Below are 18,090 nucleotides of genomic sequence, written 5' to 3'. Positions count from 1 at the left end.
TTGTGCCCCGAAGGGCGACCCTACACATTTGGTTTGTCGAAACTTTGTTCAGTTTTCAAAGATCTACTGTGTTGAAACAGCTTTTTAAGTATATCACACAACTTATCGTCTGTCAACAACTATTTTTAATTAATTATTACTTAGAAATTATAGCTCCGTAAGCAACACATAATATATTATCACGATAAGGTTTAAATAACAAGCGTTTTTTAAAATCTTTTTTATTTCGTATCGCTGAGTCATCAACCATACGTCCCTCGTCGAGATAACTTTTATATATTACCAAGATTAACCGGCGCGGTCAAGCTTTTTATTAAAAAAGCTTTGAAAAGTTACCAGCAACGTTTCATCGTTACCAATAACCCTTCAAAGCTCTACGGTATCCCTATTGTTTAATGAGTGATTCAACATCCAAAATCTTATCAATCCAGTCACCTTGATAGAAGTCTTCTTCATGAGTAACAAGGAGTACGCCACCCTCGAAGGCTTGGATTGCTTTTCGTAGTGCATTCTTCGTATCATCATCTAAATGGTTCGTTGGTTCATCTAATAGAAGAAAGTTGCTTGATGTTAATAGTAGTTCGGCAATCTTCACCTTCGATTGTTCACCACCACTAAGTTGTTTCAAAGGCTTCATCGCTTCTTCGGCAGTTAAACCAGTCCGCGATAAAACTTGGCGTAGTTCCTTTTGTTTCTGATCAGGGTATTCGCCTTGTAGATACTGTAATGGCGTTGCCATATTATTCGGCCACTTCAAGTCTTGTTTAAAGTAACCAAACTTCACCGTACTGGCAATCTCAAAGTCCCCATCGATTGCTGGAATTTCTTTAATGATCGTTTTAATCAACGTTGATTTCCCAATCCCATTAAAACCTTTCAAGACCACTTTCTGATCACGACCAATTGAAAAGTTCAACGCTGGTAGTAACGCGCGATCGTAACCAATCTCCAAATCATTAGTCGTCAATAGAATCTGACTGGCCGTTGCATGATATGGAAAGCGGAAGTTAGCCTTCACGCGATTACTTGGTGGCGTCAAAATATCCATATGTGCCAATTGTTTCTCACGACTCTTGGCAATTGTCGAACGGGAGCCCGCTTTATACTTGCGGATATAAGCTTTCGTTTTTTCAATCTTCTTTTGTTGGTTCTCATAGGCCTTTAAATAACTAGCCTTATTCTCTTCCTTTTGCCGGAAGGCTTGTTGTAGTGTGCCGGTATACTTCGTAGTCTTACCGAATTCGATATCGGCGATACAGGTTGTCACCCGTTCCAAAAAGTCATAATCATGGGAGATTGTGATAAAGGCGCCTTCGAAATGATTGAGATAATCACTCAGCCAATCAATGTGGTTCGTGTCCAAATAGTTCGTTGGTTCATCCAGTAATAACATATCGGGTTCTTCTAATAGTAGTTTCGCTAAAATAATCTTCGAACGTTGCCCCCCACTTAGTTGTGATACATCATGATCCATCCCTAATGCATCAATCCCCAAGCCAGTGGCGACTTGCATAACGCGTGTATCAATATCATAGAAGCTTTTTGCCTCTAATAGTTCTTGAATCGCACCCGCTTTTTCGAGCAATTGGTCATCAAGGCTCTCTGCGTAGTCCGCATAATATTGACTCATTAATTTTTCTTTCTTATATAGATCCGCAAAAGCCGTCTTCAAAAATTCAAAGATCGATAATCCTGGTGCTAACTTCGCATACTGATCGAGATAACCAATCTTAAGATTCTTTTGCCACGTCACTTTCCCTTCATCCGGAAGAATGACGCCCGTGAGGATATTGATTAACGTACTTTTGCCCACCCCGTTTTGGCCGGTAATCCCCATATGTTCGCCTTTGTTCACTTGAAACCCGGCGTCGTCATAAAGTTGTTTATCTAAAAACTGTTGTGTTAGGCCTTCGACTTTTAAAATACTCATTGTTTTATTCCTACTTTCTTTCCAAATAAAAAACAGGGGCAGCATCCGCTACCCCTGTCATGATTACAATCATTGACTATCGACCACTCCATCCATAGTCACTACCCAAATAAACCACTGTCACCAGTCGTTAAATCCAGTAATGTCCTATAGATGACTTTTAATCAATATTAGGCTCTGCACGATGCGTCATCTTTAAATGTACAGAGCGAAGCTTCATAATTAATGGTCGTTCAATTAACATGTAATCGCACCCTTCAATAAGTTAGTCCTATCCTAACATAGAACAATCGCTCATGCAAAAGCCTTAGCTAACCCGTGCACGCAACTTCGCTAACAGCTGTGCGCGTTTGCGCCGAGAAATGATTAGACGCAATTCACCGCGGACAATTGGATAATCCTTAGCCCTACCATGCATCATTGTCGCTAAGTCTTGGCTTGTTAATCCTTGATTAGCCACTTCAATTTTGATCATTTCTGCTAAATACGTACTATAGAATGCATTAAACCCGACATATAAGCCTAGTACTGCACTGATTAGGATCGCAAGCCATAAATTGAAATTCAAAATCGTCTTTAAAACTAACATGCCACAAATAAACGCAATGACCGTGGCCACTATCCCTAATATGATTGTATGTCTTGGGGCGTCTTTCATCTGCTCCACCTTCTTAATAATGATTAATCGTTTATATTTCATTTATATTATACCTAATTTTAGCCGCAATAAGCAGTAAAATCACTTAATTCTTCAAATTAAAAACCGCTAACGTCAAGCGAGACAGTCAACCACGTTTACTAGAATGAGAGGCTATGTATTGTAAAAATTGTGTATATATTATAAATTTTTCTGTTTTTATCCCCGTAAACAGTCTAGAATTGTAGTAGTGCTTTTTTGAATAATATAACTATATTAAGAAGGATAATTGAGTCTATATGAAAAACATTGCTTTGAACATCCGAGATTTTTTCTTAGATGACAAACTACTCTTAGCCGCTGCCATCGCAGCCATTGTCACCTCATTTTTCAACCGCCCACAACTTAGTTACGTTAATTTCCACGTGATCGTCAGCGTCTTTTGTATTATGACGCTCGTTCAGGTTTATCAACGGCTCCACGTGCTTGATTACTTCGCTCGCGAGTTAATTATCAAAAGCCGTTCCAAACGAGCCTTGATGCAGATGTTATTAGCACTAACGTTTGTCGGCGCGATGTTCTTAACCAACGATATGACGGTATTAACGTTCGTCCCGTTGTTCATCTTAATTGCGCGTCAACTTGAATTCTCACCAATCTTACCGGTGACGCTCATCACGATTTCGGCTAACCTCGGTTCTTCATTAACACCATTTGGGAGCCCGCATAATATTTTCCTTGTTTCGTTTTACCATATGACGATTCGCCATTTCTTCGAATATTCAATTCCCGTCTTGATTGTCAGCGTCATTATGTTGGCAGCAACGACCTTCCTCTTTCCAAAAGAACCCATCAAACTTCACGGGTTACATCCCGTTGAAGTTGAAAAAGGGCCACTGTGGTATTTCGTTCCATTAACGGTTGTCGTTTTCCTCGCAGTGTTCTCATTAATTCCATTATGGGTGACACCAATTCTAGTGATTATCGCGATTCTAGCGTTTGATCCTAAGTTATTCAAAACAGTCGATTACGGCTTATTACTCACATTCTTCTGTTTCTTCATCGCTGTTGGGAATTTAAGTCACATCCCAACGATTGCCACATTCATGCGATCAATTGTCGGAACAGCAAAACAAACCTACATCACCGGGATTATCAGTTGTCAATTAATTGCAAATGTCCCAACTGAAATTTTACTTTCAAGCTTCACTAACCACAGCCACGCAATGTTCTTAGCCATCAATATCGGTGGGGTCGGCACAATGTTCGCCTCACTTGCAAACTTGATTGCTTACAAACGATTCAAGAAAGGCTGGGGCAAAGACCTTGGTAAGTTCCTCGTCGTTTTCACTGGCATGAACTTCTTATTCTTAATCATTTTAGGGGTATTCGGCTATTTCCTCATCTAATTCTTAAAAACAGGGCAACTATCTTTACGATAGTTGCCCTGTTTTTTGTCATTTTAACAGTAATCGTCATGATAGCATTCCCATTCGCGTCTTACTGCCGATCAACGCCATCGTGACGCCCTTTAATTAAGCTCCTAAATTTTACAAACATATGACTAACATGACAAATTACCCCATTTCTGTAAAGAAACTGCTATTTAATTGACATGCAGCATTGATATACTCTCCTAGTTCCAAAACTTACCTAGGAGTGACGCTTTATTATCAAAAACAAACCATTCTTGTTAGCTATCGGCCTTATATTGCTGATGCTAATTACAACGAATATCGCGCGTGCCGCATTAACCAATGAAGCAGCACCAGAAACGAACCACCCTGTCCAAAAGCTGATGTCATCTAAAGCCATTGAACAATTCACGGGGCAACCTGCCCAAGCAACTGAAACGTCACTGGTCAAACACGCAACTGTTCTACCAACAGACAAACCCGTTAGCTGTCCGATTCATCCAGATCCTGATTCCGCAGAAATTAAGGAACCAACGCCCGCCCCTGAGCCAGAACCAGTTGCGGCCCCAGCACCTGCCGAACCAACCTTAATTGACAAAGGGACATTCAAATTAACCTTTTATGATCCCGCAGTTCTTGGTGCAACAAGCATGCCCGGCGGAATGTATGCTGGGGTTGCTGCGCACTTAGGCGTTATCCCTCGCGGCTCACAAATCAAGATCACATTAAGTACCGGTGAAGTGTGGTACCGTGTTGTCAACGACACCGGAACATTTGCCGCTTCTAACTCACAACAATTAGACGTCGCAATGCCAAATTGTGACATTCCCTCTGCCGGTGTCTTAAATGCCAACGTGCAGATTGTCCAACCTGCTTAATTCAAAAAAGCCAACCATTCAGATTTCACCTGGATGATTGGCTTTTTTGATGTTCAATTTAGAAATAATCCCATAACATCGGTTTCGTATGACTAAATGCAGCACTGAGTTGAGCGATTTGCTGCGGTGTCCCCTGCACATGCCCAAAGTGTGCTTGACTCTCAAGTGTGCGATACCCCAACATCGCCTTAGTTAGATTTTGAATCGTAACGGTGATGTCTGCGGTCCCCGTTGCTAATTTTGTCACAGCAGCATGTCCTGCATGAATACTTAACTGCCATAAACCGGCATTTTCAGGTAAGAAATCATCTTGAACCACAATCGTTACCGCAGATAGTTCCGCTACTTGATAGGCATAACGCGCGAAGAAATCAGCTAGTGACACAATCCGTGCCATCATATGAGGGACGGTTGTCGTCTTTACGATTGTGGGATCAGGCAATAAATCAGCTAGCGACTCAGTCAGTGCACTCTCATACTGAATTGTCGCATAAGCTGACTGATGCTTAAGAATAAAGCTCAATAGCTGTTCTTGACTTGCAACTGTCGAGGTCATCAGTTCTTGAATCACAAACGTCTCTGGTTGGCGCGTATAAATCATATACCCCGCAACCCGTCCTGTATCTTCTCGATAGACCGCCACTTCCCAATCACTATGCTTCATAACATCATATTGCCACCACCAATCAGTCCGCTGCACACCACCGACTTGATTGTCCGGATGCTGATTGAAGAACGCATCAATCAACGGCACCGCTTGCGCCAATGTCATCCGTACTACTTGTCCTGCACTCGGTGCAAATTTCAATCGTGGTAAGTCAGCCGTTTGAATCTCAAAGTGCGTCTGATCAAAAGTTTGTTCATAGCCAAACCGACGATAGAAGCCGTATGAAAATGGCGCGAGATACGAAAGCGTCACACCTTCTGCACGCATGTGTTCAAACGCGAGTTGCATCAATGCTGCAATCCCACCTGTAACTCGCGACATAACCAATGCCACTCATCTTAAAGGTTTGCCCATTGAGCCGTACGTCAAACGGCGTCGCTAATAAGCCACTTGCCAACCGGCCGTCATCAAAAACGCCAAACCCTGCACTATGTGTATACAACTGTTTGAAGAATTCTTGGCGCTTAGCACTATCCGGTTTATTAAACGCATATTGTGCTAATTCATAAAATACTGGTTCATCTGTTCCAATTAACTTTCTTTTTTCAACCACTGCACATTCCTCCTGCCATCACTTATCTTTCACTATAAGTGAGCGAGCAACAAGATGCAAGCGCCACCTTTGTGATTAGACCGCTTTTTACGCATAAAAAAAACGACCTTTTCTTGGGAGTGGTCGTTTTTTTATAGAAAGAAATCTATGGTTATTAGGGAGTTATTTCGTTAACGAAATTGCACGAAGTTGTTGTGAACTCACTAGAATTCGTTGCATCAACTCGTGAACCGTAAAACGATCAGTTGGTGCATAGTTCAAGATTAAGATATGCACAGTTTCTTCACATTTCTCAATAACCTTACCGATCTATGTCACAGACATAATTTCGTTTGATTGGCCGCGAACTAAATCACCTACTTGAATCGCCATGTCCAGTTCACCTCGTTAATTTATTTAACCATGACCTCATTATAACGAAACCGCTTTATAAAATCAACTATTTACTTATTGTCATAATTAGTAAATATTTATGATTAGTTAAGCAGCTTGCCTATTTTTGAATCTTGCGATAGTCAGCATCGAAATACCGGCCTTCTTGAATATCTTCAATCATACCTTCATAAGGTGCTTCGCTAATTACGTCTTCGTTATTTTGTCCTGCATCACCCATATAAGTAATTGTGGCAAATTCAGGCACTAACATCTTAGGATATGTTTCATATTTTTCACGTGATTCTTCCATGAGTGCAATGTGATCATTTTGGTAGGTCACTGTGATTTCTGGATGTTCTTCAACCCATTTAGGGAAGAAAATCATGTCGTGTAACTTGTTTTCGTTTGGCATGAAGTCCAACGCAACATCAGTCCCAGTTGGTTCTGTCCAAGTAATCTTGAAGACGCCGTCCGTTAACTTAACGATGTTGGCTTCTTGATCACGAACCCAACGACCTGCAACCATCCCACCATGAATTCGGTAGTGTGGTCGTTCTTTGCATACCATTCATACTTCCGCCCATTCTCGTAAGTGTAAATGAAATATGTCCCTAAGAAATCTTCTAATTCTTTAAATTGTTTTGTCCTTTTAAAAGCCTTCATACCATGTAATTAAACACATGTTTTTCTTAACGTGATAAGTGTACTGCTCAATCCTTTTTTTGTCAACTTTAAAAAAGGGCAAAAAAAAATCGCCAGCAAATAGCTGACGATTTTTCTTAATTGATTTCAGTTGCTAATTGGCGTTTCACCGCGTGTTTAAGAATCAGCGGTGCCAAAACAGTGGTAATGATAATCACGAAAATAATCTCTGAGTAATAAAGTTCACTCAACAATTTAGCGTTGTACCCAATCTGCGCGATAATTAACGCCATCTCGCCCCGCGAAATCATTGCCGCACCAATTGTATAGGCTCCTTGTGGCGAATTATTCATCCAACGCGCACCGAGACCACTTCCAATTAACTTCGAGAAAACAGCTAACACGGTTAAAATCGTAATAAATAGAATATGTTGATTCAAGCTTGCTAAGTTCATCGATAAACCGATGCTGACAAAGAATACCGGAATAAATACGGTATACCCAATCGGTTCAATATGGCGATTAATCTCTTCCTTATACGGGGTTTGCGAAATCGCAATCCCTGCGAAAAACGCGCCCACTACCGCACTCAATTCAACGGCCTCAGCGAACCAAACAAATCCAAAACAAATGATTAACGATGTAATGGCGCTCGCATATGGTACTAACAAACGACGACTCAAATGCATAACAAATGGCACAATCCATTTCACACTAAAGTAGACCGCAACCATGAATAAAGCTTGCAGCAATAAACTCAACCCCAAACTCATGTGGGTTGAACTAGCTGCAGCCAGTTGCGCCCCAAAAAGACTGGTCAAGACACTCAAGATAATTACGGCCAGTAAGTCATCCACTACCGCAGCACCTAGTATAATCGTCCCTTCTTTACTTTCTAACACGTTTAATTCACGTAAAACTTCGACTGAAATCGATACTGAAGTGGCTGCAAAAATCACCCCGATGAATAAACTCTCAAGTTGACTAATACCAAAGGCCAAGCTCATCCCATACATACTGATCATCGGGACAATCACCCCTAAGACGGCGACCACTAAACTTGGTTTGAAATACTTCTTCAACAAGGTCAGGTTACTCTCCAAGCCAGCGATGAACATCAATAACACGACACCGATTTCGGAAAACGTGTGGATAAAAGAATTTTCATGTAAGACACCGAACAACGCGGGTCCAAGAATAATCCCTACCAGGAGTTGCCCAATCACAGCCGGCATTCCAATCCGTTTGCTCATGTGTCCTGCCAATAAAGTACTTATTAAAACAATTGCTAAAGTTGCCATTGATTCATTTCCCTCCATAAAAAAGCACGCCAAAATTCCCTTCTACCACCCTAAAGAAGGAAATCTTGAACGCGCAATGCTTCAACCGATTTTTTAACTTATGTAATAATATTACCACAAAGCCACACTGGACGCAAAGTTTAGACGTTGAATTGGTAATAGTATTCATTAGATTGACATCGCTACTTTTTCATGATAATTTTAGAGTAATAACTAACTAGAGGTGAGTATTTTTGGATGACGGCTCGGACGAGGCGTTTTGTTTAATTCATCAGATTATTCCTTATTATCGGCAAGAATAACGATCACGAACGACCGCATTTTGACTTTCGATAATTAAAAGGAGCTTACCATGACTAAAACACACGCTTATCAACAAACATTAGACGAACTGCAAACCAATTATGCCCACCAAGATTTTGAACAGGGGCTTTCGCAAACAGAAGCGGCTAACCGCTTAGCAACCAATGGTCCGAATAAACTCGAGAGCCATCACACCCCGAAGTGGCAACTTTTCGTGCGCCAATTCAACAACTTAATCATCTACATCCTAATCGTCGCAGCCCTGTTAACACTCATGATGGGTCACTATTCGGATGCCATCATCATCGGTCTAGTAGTCATCATTAATGCCATCATTGGTTATTATCAAGAAGCGAACGCATCTGATGCTTTGGAACGAATCAAAGAAATGTTGGCAACCGAAGCAACCGTTTATCGTGACGGTCAGCGGATCGACATCCCAACTGAAGACTTAGTGGTCGGCGACGTTATCTTCCTAGAAGCTGGCGATAGTGTACCAGCGGATTTACGAATCGTTGATGCCGATAATCTGCGTATTCAAGAGTCAGCCTTAACCGGGGAAGCAGACTCAGTTGAAAAAATTGCAACACGCTTAACCGAAGAAGAAGTTGCCCTTGCCGATCAAGTCAACATGGCCTTTGCCTCCACTTCCGTCACTAACGGGAGCGGCTTAGGCATGGTCGTCGCAACCGCCGCTGATACCGAAATCGGGCAAATCTCAGTTGCTGTCACCGAAACGAAAACCCGCCCAACCCCATTGACTCGCGAAATCAACGGCTTAGGGACCGGCGTTTCATTTGTCGTCATCGGTGCGGCCGTCTTTTTATTCCTCTTCGGCTTACTTGGCGAACATTACTCACTCTCAGTATTAGCAATCGCGATTGTCACGATGGTGGTCGGTTCAATTCCTGAAGGATTACCCGCAACAATGTCCGTAATCCTCGCAATGGGGGTCAGCGACATGGCCAAGCACAAACACGCCATCGTCAAGAGCTTACCTGCCGTCGAAACGTTGGGCTCCGTCGACGTGATTGCGACCGACAAAACGGGGACGCTAACTAAAAACGAAATGACCGTGACCGAAATTATCACCGCCGAAACGACTTACCAAGTCAGCGGGAATGGCTATGCGCCCGAAGGTCAGATTTTATTAAATGACCAACCTGCTGAATTGGATACCACCCTCACACAATTCTTAGAGGCTAGTTATGAAGCCAACGATACGACGCTTTATCAAGCCGACAATGGTTGGACCATTAACGGTGAACCAACTGACGGTGCCTTTTTAACCTTATATCATAAGGTTCATGGTATCGACGACTTACCAACAAATACAGAAATTGACATGTTACCTTTCGATTCGGATTACCGCTACATTGCTAAACTCGTGCAACTAACTGATGGTACGCACCGAATCTATATCAAAGGGTCTCCAGATAAATTATTCCCAATGGCCCAACAGGCAATGGTCGATTTCCCAATCGATGACTGGAATGCCGATGTGACCCGTTTATCAGAACAAGGCAAACGGGTTGTGGCGGTCGGTTATCTCGACGTGCCAACAACGACTGCTACAATTACCCATGAACAACTCCAACAAGGGATTCAACTCTTAGGGGTTGCCGGGATTATCGATCCGCCACGCGATGAAGTCATTCAAGCGCTCGCCGAAATGAACGCTGCTGGGGTCGATGTCAAGATGATTACCGGTGACCATCCACTGACGGCTAAAGCAATTGGTGAAAAGTTAAGCTTAGCACCAACGATTAATGCGATTACCGGGCCGGAATGGGATCGCTTGTCGGACGCTGAAAAACCAAAAGCCGCTTTAGAACACCAAGTCTTTGCCCGCACCACACCACATAACAAACTCGAAATTGTCGAAGCCTTACAAGCCAGTCGCAAAGTCACCGCAATGACCGGTGACGGTGTCAATGATGCGCCCGCATTGAAGCGCGCTGACATCGGGGTTGCCATGGGAATTAAAGGAACCGATGTTGCCAAAGATTCCGCGGATATGATTTTAACCAACGATAACTTCGCAACAATGTCCGTCGCAATTCGTGAAGGCCGCCGGATTTACGATAACATCAAAAAGAGTATTCTCTTCTTACTCCCGACTTCCTTCGCGGAAGGCTTAATCATCGCCTTCACGATTTTGATGCAACAAGATATGCCGTTGCAAGCGACGCAGTTACTCTGGATTAACATGGTCTCGGCGATTACGATTCAATTCGCCTTCATCTTCGAACCAGCTGAAGATGGCTTAATGACCCGCAAGCCACGTAAGACCGGCCAAGCGCTGATGAATAAACACGATGTTTTCCAAATGGCATATGTTTCCGTCTTGATGGCCTTAATCGGCTTGTTAGCCTACGATTGGTTACTCGGCCGCGGTGTCGATCAAGTCACAGCCAGCACAATGATGGTCAATATCATTGTCATCAGCAAGATTTTCTACTTGTTCAATATTCGGACTGCGAAACTCGCCTTTTCAAAAGCTTTCTTCACCAACCAAAAAGCATTCGGCATTATCGTACTGATGATTATTCTCCAATTGATCCTGACCTACGTGCCATTCATGCAACAAACCTTCTACACCGAACCGCTTACCTTATTAGAATGGGGCGTTTCGATCGGCGCAGGCTTCTTGATTCTAATCATCACGGAATTCGATAAGATTATCCGTTTAATCTGGGCAAAAAGAAAGGCATAGTAAAAGAGCGTTCTTCTCGATAGGATGAGAGAAATGCTCTTTTTTGGTGTGCTTTTCGAAACTGGCTTTTCCGGTTAACTACAAAATGTGACTTATGACCAAACCCGTCATAAGTCACATTTTTAGGTTAATCCTCAAAGTCGACCCGCTTCAAACGCACTCTAAACGTGCTTCGGCAAGCATATTTCTGTACTTAACCAAATTCGCCCAATCGGCGATTACATCGCCAATTGGGTGAATCCAGTTAATGCTCAAAATATAACCGCTTGCCTACGCACTCTATAATCTACTAATCACTTCTTCTACATTCTTAATCTCCACCGACATTGTGCCGTCTGGGTGGTTGATGAATTCAAATAGATTTGGGTTTTGGTAGACGTCGATTGGGACGATTAGTTCGATGCCGTTTGAGAGTTTGAGTTTTTGTTTGCCGTATTTCTTTTCGGCGATTTCGCGGACGGCTGGTGAGATTGGCGCTGGTGCTGCTGGCGCGTTTTCCGTCATTTCTGCTTTAAACTCACTTTGTGCTGAAACGTTGTCTTTAAAAATCTTCGCCGCCATCTGGCTCGTATCGATTTCTCCATTGGTTTCAATCGTGTCGTAGATCGCTTCTTTGACGTTGGCGACCACATCGTGTTTGGCAACTTCGAATTTCTTGCCGATTTTTTCAGCGGCTTTTTTAACAACCTTGACGTTTTCTTCTAGCGATGGCGCTGGTTCGCTTTCAATCACGTTCGTTGATAAGTAGGTCATCTTTTCACCGGAGAAGGTGTACTTCTTCTCCATCAATTCAAAGCCAAACGTCTGGAGGTTAATCGCAAACCCTTCGTCCGCCTTTTGCGTTTTATTCGATAGAATCGATTGGTGAATAATCAGTTGATTCATCAATGGTCCCTCTTCAGCATTGACATAATGGGTGAAGGCTTGATGATAATCGACCTTCAAAAAAGCCAAGTAAGCTTGCGCATCTTGTTCATACAAGACAACAAACGCATCCGCACTCGGTGCATCGTCACTTTTTTGATAGACCGTGTACCATTTTTCAACGAGGCGTTGGCTAGCGCCGATAAAATCAGCTGTCGCATCGCGCAGAAAAGATGCGAGCTCAGCATCTTGGCGCAGTACGCCGGTCTTACTCTGGGCAGACGATAATTTCTTAATCTTGTTGGTCAAATAGTCGCGTGTGTTCCCATTGGTAAGATCTAGCACCTGTTGTGAGTAAATTGGATCGCCGAGTTCGCGGTCGACCACTTGTAAAATTGCTTGTTTCAAATAAATATCCATTAGTTAACATCCCATCTGTCTAGCGTGTAAAGTATTGAGCGCCTTCAATCGTGTGGAAGAAAATCACCGTTTCGACCATCTCATTGTTGACGCTTTTCAAAAATGGCCATTCGACTTGTAACACACGGAGTGCCGTGCGCGGCCGTGATAATTCCCGTTCAAAATTGGTCTGTACCTGAACGGGGGTATCTTTAAAAATGTGCGCATCGTATAAATAGCGCGCATATGCCGCAAAAATTTGTTGGGCCTGTTCCGTTTTAATCGCGGCATACACTTCACGGAGTGTCTGCAGTCCATATGTCATCAGACTTGCCAACATCAACGACCCATTTCTAGTCTCAACACGTTTCAAATAGCGAATTAGATTGCCCCAGAACTGGCTATACGCCTGAATCTCATCTTTTCGGAGATATGGTGCTACGTCAGTCACAAACGGGTAATGCCAATTTTTAGCATTCAAATAACGCGCCGTCCCAATGTAGAACGTATACGGAAAGCCAAAATAGATCCGCGTTAAATCTTTAATGAACCATTCATTTTCAATTGTAGCGTAATTATGTCCCAAAATCGCGTGGACTTGCATTGCTACAGCTGGATCTTGCGTATTGTTGTGCTTAGTCAATGCGAATAATTGTTGCCATTTTGAAGCGGATAAAAGATCCGGCCGATAATGCTTTATTTGTTTTAACTGAACCGGTGCAGCATTCAAGGTATAGCCACCATCAAACGGTTCATCCAATAATTGGACCGTCTGCACAAAATGCCCCCCGAGTGAGTGACCCAGTCCATAGATGATTGTTGCCGGATTAATTCGGCGCACCCGCCGGACCACATACCGCGTAAACCGCCGTGCGAGTTGGAGTTGCTCATCATTTTCGGTGTTGCCAATCAGCATCGCATCAATATTATACTTCCAATCTTGATAACTCTCACGGACATAATTATCCAGCCGCTGCGTAAACGACTTAATCCGCGGATCATCCATCGTCCCCTCAGTCCCCTTGTAGGAAATGTAGGTATACGATTGGCGATTAAGCGTGACGTAATAGGCAACTGCCGAAAAACCAGTTTGTTCCGCATTCGGCAAAACCGTTCGCGCGTCATAGTGAATCACCGCTTCCGCCGCTTGATGCGCGTGAATAAACACGAGGTACTTCACGTAATATTGCAATTCCTGCACGTTAAAATACTGATCTAAATAATTAAGGGCCATCATGTCCATTTTAAAAGCGCGGCTATCAAACGGATCGGCCAGTATCGGTCCTGGCTTACTCGTGGTCGCCACTTTATCAGGGGCTACATGGTATAAATAGGCGAGCGCCTGCTTCGTCAGTACCGTACTCTCATTGATTTTTTCATTTTGTAAATTGATAATCAGTTGTTTCAAACGATTAATCTTGCGTTGGCGGTTAAATTGCGGATTTGCTTGAACGGCTGCCAAACTCGCCACATCCAATGCCTGCAGTCGCCGTAACTTGGTCCACAAATAGGGATCGGCTCCCGCCGTTGCCAATAATTGATTTAATAGTTTTGTTTTACTTGTTTTAAGTTGTTGATAGCTGAATTCTAGTCGGTTATTGCGCCGTAATAAGGCCTGCGATTGCGCACGGTCAAACGTCAACGGCACATCTAAATGCGCTTTGAACAATAACTTACCCATGTCATCGAAGACTTTTGCCAACCGAAAGAGCGTTGAGATGATCACTGTCGTTTCCATTTGCATCATTCCTTATTTTTGTAATACTTCTATTATAAAGTATCTGACTCAAAAAAGCTGAGACGAAATCGTCCCAGCTTAGATGGTTTTCGGTTTGATGCGCACGCCTGGTTCAAACATGCTTTTTGGTCGCAACAACTTCCGCTTAAGCTAAAATCACCAGTAATTCCAAAAACGGATTACTGGTGATTTTGTCTTAATGCTCATTTGCTAACCGCGACCAACCGCACTCTGTTCTTAAACGTGCTTCAGCAGGCATATTTCTGTGGCTAACCAAATTTGCCAAATTAGCGATTGCGTCGCCAATTCGGCAAATCCAGTTAATCCTAAAAATACGAACGCCTGCTTACGCACTCTGTTCTATGCAGTAATTTTTTTGTCCACAGCTTGGACACACTAGTTGTCTTGTCTTTGGCGTGTGACGGGCAAAGAACATTTTACTTAGGCGTGGTTTGAAGACCGTCTTGCAATTGGGACATAGATAGACAGTTTCTTGATAGTAGAATGTTGTCACATAAATGGCCATCGCAATGATGACCGGTATCCAAATCCACATTGGCCACCAAATTCCACTTAGAAACCCAAGAATTAATAAGCCAATTTCCACACCATCAATCAATAAGCCCCACATCAGCATTCGCCGATGTAATCTTTTTAACTGTGTTGTTTTAGCCATTGCGTCTTCTATGTCGCTGATTGTCATTTCAAAAGGCACCGCGCTAGTATTTTGAATCGATTGCAGTACAAACTGCAACGTTGCTTTCTGGTTAGCTAAGTCTGTTTCTTTTTGGACTAACTGATTGAGTTGTTGTTCGACTAACAATGCCAGTGTATCCGTCGAAGCTTGACTCGCCATCACTTTTTGAATTGCCTTCAGTGAAAAGCCCAGCTGCTTGTAGCCTAGAATAACTTTTAACGTCTGCACTTGCGCATCCCCATACAGCCGTCGTCCATTTTCAGTTAAGCTTGCCGGCTTCAACAAATCCGCCTGATCGTAGTATTGCACCGTCCGCACCGAAACATTACATAATTTAGCGAGTTCACCTGTTGTATATTGCGCCATAGAATATCACCTCCATACCTTGATACTAGCCGATGACGTAACGTCACAAGCAAGTAAAAAAGCATTATTTGCTAAAACTTTTATTCGTTCTCCTTTAATGCACCAATCATATCAATCCCTTTTAACTTGCGATGGGTCATCCCCATCACAATCAGTGAAAATAGCACCGTCATCCCTGCCGCAATCAGGTAGCCGCTAGCTGGAATGATGAGTGGAAAGGCCACTTGTTCTGACGAGGCCATCGTGATGATGAACCAAGTCAGCAATTTACCGATTCCAAAGCCAAGCACAATCCCAATAACGGTGAAGATTACATTTTCTCGCACAATATAGGCCGTCACTTCTTTGTCGAAAAAGCCCAGGACTTTAATCGTTGCCAATTCACGTTCCCGCTCTGAAACGTTGATGCTAGTAAGGTTGAATAAGACGACAAACGCTAAAACCGCTGATAACCCGATGAAAATAAAAACGATTGGGTCTAAATTAGCACTAGCCGTTGCTTGCTTAGCCCCTTGATCACTGATAAACGTTGTGGCCGCCACTTCCGTTGTTTGTTGCAAACGAGTCGCCAACTGTTTTTCTTGCTTGGTAGTCATCTTAGCGGTGCGCACGAGATAGGCATTAGCCGCAACTGGTTGTTGTAGCGTTTTTGAAAGAGCAGATTGGCGGAGATAGACGCTGTTACCAAGGTAGTTTTCACTGATACCCGCAACCTGAATTCGTGCACGCTGACCTTGTGCCGTTTGCAACGTTAACCAATCGCCTTTTTGGACAGCATATGTTTTAGCGAGGTTCGCAGCAATAATCGCACCGTGTTTCGGCAATGTGAGTCGTTGTTGTTCTCGCGGTGTTTGCAAAGCGACGTACTGTGCAATTTTTGCTTGATCAGCGACCGCATAGACTGTCGCCGCTTGATCCGTAATCCCTTTTTGCTTGAACTTAACCTGGGTCATTGTGACCGGTAAGTAAGACCGAACCTTCTCAGTCTGTGTTAAAATCGACTTCGTTTGGGCTGTACTATTCGGTATTTTAAGCGTCACAATTGCTTGGTAATGGGTCAATTGCTTAAACTGACGGTCAGCAACTTCGCCAATTGACGTCTTTAAACCAAAGCCTGCAACCATTAAACCGGTACACCCAGCGATGCCTAAGATGGTCAGAATCATCCGTGCTTTATAGCGAAAAAGATTACGATAAGTTACTTTTTGATGGAAACTCAATCGCCGCCAGAGCGGTGTGATTCTTTCTAACCAAATCCGTTGGCCTGGTTTCGGCGCTTTTGGTCGGAGTAATTGGGTGGGCTTCTCGCGTAAATCGCTGATTAAAACATACCCCGTGGCCCCAACTGTCGCAATCAAGACCGCTCCAATGGCTAATAAAATTGGAGCTGTCCAAAAATGGGTTGGATAATGCGCAAAGGTGTAGACCGGTTTTTGGATTCGATAGACGACTAGCGGTAATAACTTCGTGCCCAAAATGGTGCCAAGCACGGTGCCGATACTACCTGTTAGTAGCGCATATAGTAAATACTTCTGCGCAATTTCCCAATTACGATAGCCTAGTGCCTTCAATGTCCCGATTTCCTTGCGATTTTCTTCGATCATTCGCGTAATGGTTGTAAAGGTAATTAGAATCCCGATTAAGAAAAAGAAGACAGGAAAGACATTCCCTATCGCATCGATGCGATCCGACAAGCTCGTAAATTCATTAAAACCCGGATTAGCACTGCGCGCAGTTAATAAGTACTGTTGCTGTGGCTGAGTTGTGTGTGCTTTTAATTGGCGCATGAGCTGTGTTTCTTTAGTCGCAATGCCGGTGCGATAAGCCTGTGAAAAGCTACTGTGGCGATCCAAATCACTAAAGCGCACCATCATCACCGAATACGGTTGAGGTGCAAATGCCTTTTGTGGCAAATACATAAAGCCATCTAGCTGACCATCCCCGACTGGCACGGTTCCACGTTCCTGACGGTCGATATATAACGGTGAGTCCACATAACCGACCACTTTAAACCGATGCGTCAATAGCTGCTGACTCTTAATCGTCACCCTCTGCCCCAGACGATAATGCGTCTTAACCGCGTTATCCACTAAAATTTCATTCGTTCGTTGCGGATAGCGCCCGGTAGTCAGCGTTAAGCGATTTTGCCGTGCAGTTGGTTGGTAATTATATAATTGTAAGTTAACATCCCGCGCTTCATCGCGATACGGAATCCGATAACCCAATTCAGCTTGGACACCATGCATTTTTCCGACCACCGCACGGTCCTGTTCCGTTAAGCCAGCGGTCCCACTAATCTGTAAATCGGATACGCGTTGCGTGGTGACAAAATGATCCACAGTCTCTTCTAAGTTCGGGCCAATCGATTTAATCCCCACAAACAATAAGACACCCATTAAAATAATCAGGATAATCGCAATGAACCGTCCAATCGCCTGCCGAATATCGCGGAATGTGGTTTGTAAATGGCAAATTACAAGTTTAATCCGAACAAGCCCGGAATCTTTCAATGGCAGTCTGTTGATGATGTATTTTTAATGGTCGTTGATTAATTAGTTCAAGTGCTGCTAGGATCTCATCAGTCGTTACTTGGCTAAAATTGGTCTTTT

At 43.3% G+C, this 18,090-nt stretch carries 11 protein-coding genes and 3 pseudogenes; 3 read left to right on the top strand and 11 right to left on the bottom strand.

The window, feature by feature from the left end; translation table 11 throughout:
* Positions 1-385: 385 nt before the first annotated feature.
* The gene (locus ACF1X7_RS09330) at positions 386-1,930 is read right to left on the bottom strand and encodes an ABC-F family ATP-binding cassette domain-containing protein (protein ID WP_411162705.1); all 1,545 of its coding nucleotides are present in this window, start codon (positions 1,928-1,930) and stop codon (positions 386-388) included.
* A gap of 307 nt (positions 1,931-2,237) precedes the next feature.
* A complete protein-coding gene (locus tag ACF1X7_RS09325) occupies positions 2,238-2,630 on the bottom strand; it encodes a hypothetical protein (RefSeq protein ID WP_235713293.1) in 393 nt (130 codons plus the stop codon).
* Positions 2,631-2,866: 236 nt separating this feature from the next.
* Between ACF1X7_RS09325 and ACF1X7_RS09320 the strand changes: the two genes are divergently transcribed.
* Complete coding sequence (locus ACF1X7_RS09320; RefSeq protein WP_004271233.1) at positions 2,867-3,976, top strand: SLC13 family permease; 1,110 nt, start codon at positions 2,867-2,869, stop codon at positions 3,974-3,976.
* A 308-nt stretch (positions 3,977-4,284) separates the two neighbouring features.
* Positions 4,285-4,860, top strand: coding sequence for a hydrolase (locus ACF1X7_RS09315; RefSeq protein WP_155275672.1), 576 nt, complete (start codon positions 4,285-4,287; stop codon positions 4,858-4,860).
* A 58-nt stretch (positions 4,861-4,918) separates the two neighbouring features.
* Here ACF1X7_RS09315 and ACF1X7_RS09310 read toward each other — a convergent pair whose 3' ends face one another.
* The 4 genes and pseudogenes from ACF1X7_RS09310 to ACF1X7_RS09295 all read right to left on the bottom strand — a co-directional run bounded on the left by ACF1X7_RS09310 (position 4,919) and on the right by ACF1X7_RS09295 (position 8,398).
* Positions 4,919-5,257: a sterol carrier protein domain-containing protein gene (locus ACF1X7_RS09310; protein ID WP_411162706.1), complete on the bottom strand. Its 339-nt coding sequence runs from the start codon at positions 5,255-5,257 to the stop codon at positions 4,919-4,921.
* Between the two features lie 48 nt (positions 5,258-5,305).
* Positions 5,306-6,080: pseudogene (gene eis, locus ACF1X7_RS09305) on the bottom strand (enhanced intracellular survival protein Eis); the annotation flags it as partial.
* Between the two features lie 493 nt (positions 6,081-6,573).
* Positions 6,574-7,118, bottom strand: a pseudogene (locus tag ACF1X7_RS09300) (phenolic acid decarboxylase).
* Positions 7,119-7,234: 116 nt separating this feature from the next.
* Positions 7,235-8,398, bottom strand: coding sequence for a cation:proton antiporter (locus ACF1X7_RS09295; RefSeq protein WP_064777503.1), 1,164 nt, complete (start codon positions 8,396-8,398; stop codon positions 7,235-7,237).
* A gap of 352 nt (positions 8,399-8,750) precedes the next feature.
* On the opposite strand from ACF1X7_RS09295, the gene ACF1X7_RS09290 reads away from it, so the two are divergent.
* Positions 8,751-11,417, top strand: coding sequence for an HAD-IC family P-type ATPase (locus ACF1X7_RS09290; protein WP_411162704.1), 2,667 nt, complete (start codon positions 8,751-8,753; stop codon positions 11,415-11,417).
* Positions 11,418-11,696: 279 nt separating this feature from the next.
* Here the strand turns inward: ACF1X7_RS09290 and ACF1X7_RS09285 are convergent, their stop codons facing one another.
* From ACF1X7_RS09285 to ACF1X7_RS09265, 5 genes and pseudogenes are all read right to left on the bottom strand, one after another.
* A complete protein-coding gene (locus ACF1X7_RS09285; RefSeq protein ID WP_065825291.1) occupies positions 11,697-12,701 on the bottom strand; it encodes a nucleoid-associated protein in 1,005 nt (334 codons plus the stop codon).
* A 19-nt stretch (positions 12,702-12,720) separates the two neighbouring features.
* Positions 12,721-14,418: a DUF6792 domain-containing protein gene (locus ACF1X7_RS09280; RefSeq protein ID WP_411162703.1), complete on the bottom strand. Its 1,698-nt coding sequence runs from the start codon at positions 14,416-14,418 to the stop codon at positions 12,721-12,723.
* A 346-nt stretch (positions 14,419-14,764) separates the two neighbouring features.
* Complete coding sequence (locus tag ACF1X7_RS09275; RefSeq protein WP_039098390.1) at positions 14,765-15,481, bottom strand: MerR family transcriptional regulator; 717 nt, start codon at positions 15,479-15,481, stop codon at positions 14,765-14,767.
* An 80-nt stretch (positions 15,482-15,561) separates the two neighbouring features.
* Entirely contained in the window at positions 15,562-17,991 is a 2,430-nt protein-coding gene (locus ACF1X7_RS09270) for an ABC transporter permease (protein ID WP_411162702.1), read from the bottom strand.
* Positions 17,963-18,090, bottom strand: a pseudogene (locus ACF1X7_RS09265) (IS30 family transposase); the annotation flags it as partial. The pseudogene ACF1X7_RS09265 and the gene ACF1X7_RS09270, both read right to left, overlap by 29 nt.

The sequence above is a fragment of the Latilactobacillus sp. VITA-14 genome, from assembly GCF_046580785.1.
In the GTDB taxonomy this organism is placed as follows: Bacteria; Bacillota; Bacilli; order Lactobacillales; family Lactobacillaceae; genus Latilactobacillus; species Latilactobacillus curvatus.
This window is presented reverse-complemented; position numbering and strand designations above follow the sequence as displayed.

Coding starts and splice junctions, on each gene's coding strand:
- ACF1X7_RS09310 (WP_411162706.1), bottom strand. CDS start 5,257: ATGGCACGGATTGTGTCACTAGCTGATTTCTTCGCGCGTTATGCCTAT.
- ACF1X7_RS09325 (WP_235713293.1), bottom strand. CDS start 2,630: ATGAAATATAAACGATTAATCATTATTAAGAAGGTGGAGCAGATGAAA.
- ACF1X7_RS09320 (WP_004271233.1), top strand. CDS start 2,867: ATGAAAAACATTGCTTTGAACATCCGAGATTTTTTCTTAGATGACAAA.
- ACF1X7_RS09315 (WP_155275672.1), top strand. CDS start 4,285: ATGCTAATTACAACGAATATCGCGCGTGCCGCATTAACCAATGAAGCA.
- ACF1X7_RS09285 (WP_065825291.1), bottom strand. CDS start 12,701: ATGGATATTTATTTGAAACAAGCAATTTTACAAGTGGTCGACCGCGAA.
- ACF1X7_RS09330 (WP_411162705.1), bottom strand. CDS start 1,930: ATGAGTATTTTAAAAGTCGAAGGCCTAACACAACAGTTTTTAGATAAA.
- ACF1X7_RS09290 (WP_411162704.1), top strand. CDS start 8,751: ATGACTAAAACACACGCTTATCAACAAACATTAGACGAACTGCAAACC.
- ACF1X7_RS09275 (WP_039098390.1), bottom strand. CDS start 15,481: ATGGCGCAATATACAACAGGTGAACTCGCTAAATTATGTAATGTTTCG.
- ACF1X7_RS09280 (WP_411162703.1), bottom strand. CDS start 14,418: ATGGAAACGACAGTGATCATCTCAACGCTCTTTCGGTTGGCAAAAGTC.
- ACF1X7_RS09295 (WP_064777503.1), bottom strand. CDS start 8,398: ATGGCAACTTTAGCAATTGTTTTAATAAGTACTTTATTGGCAGGACAC.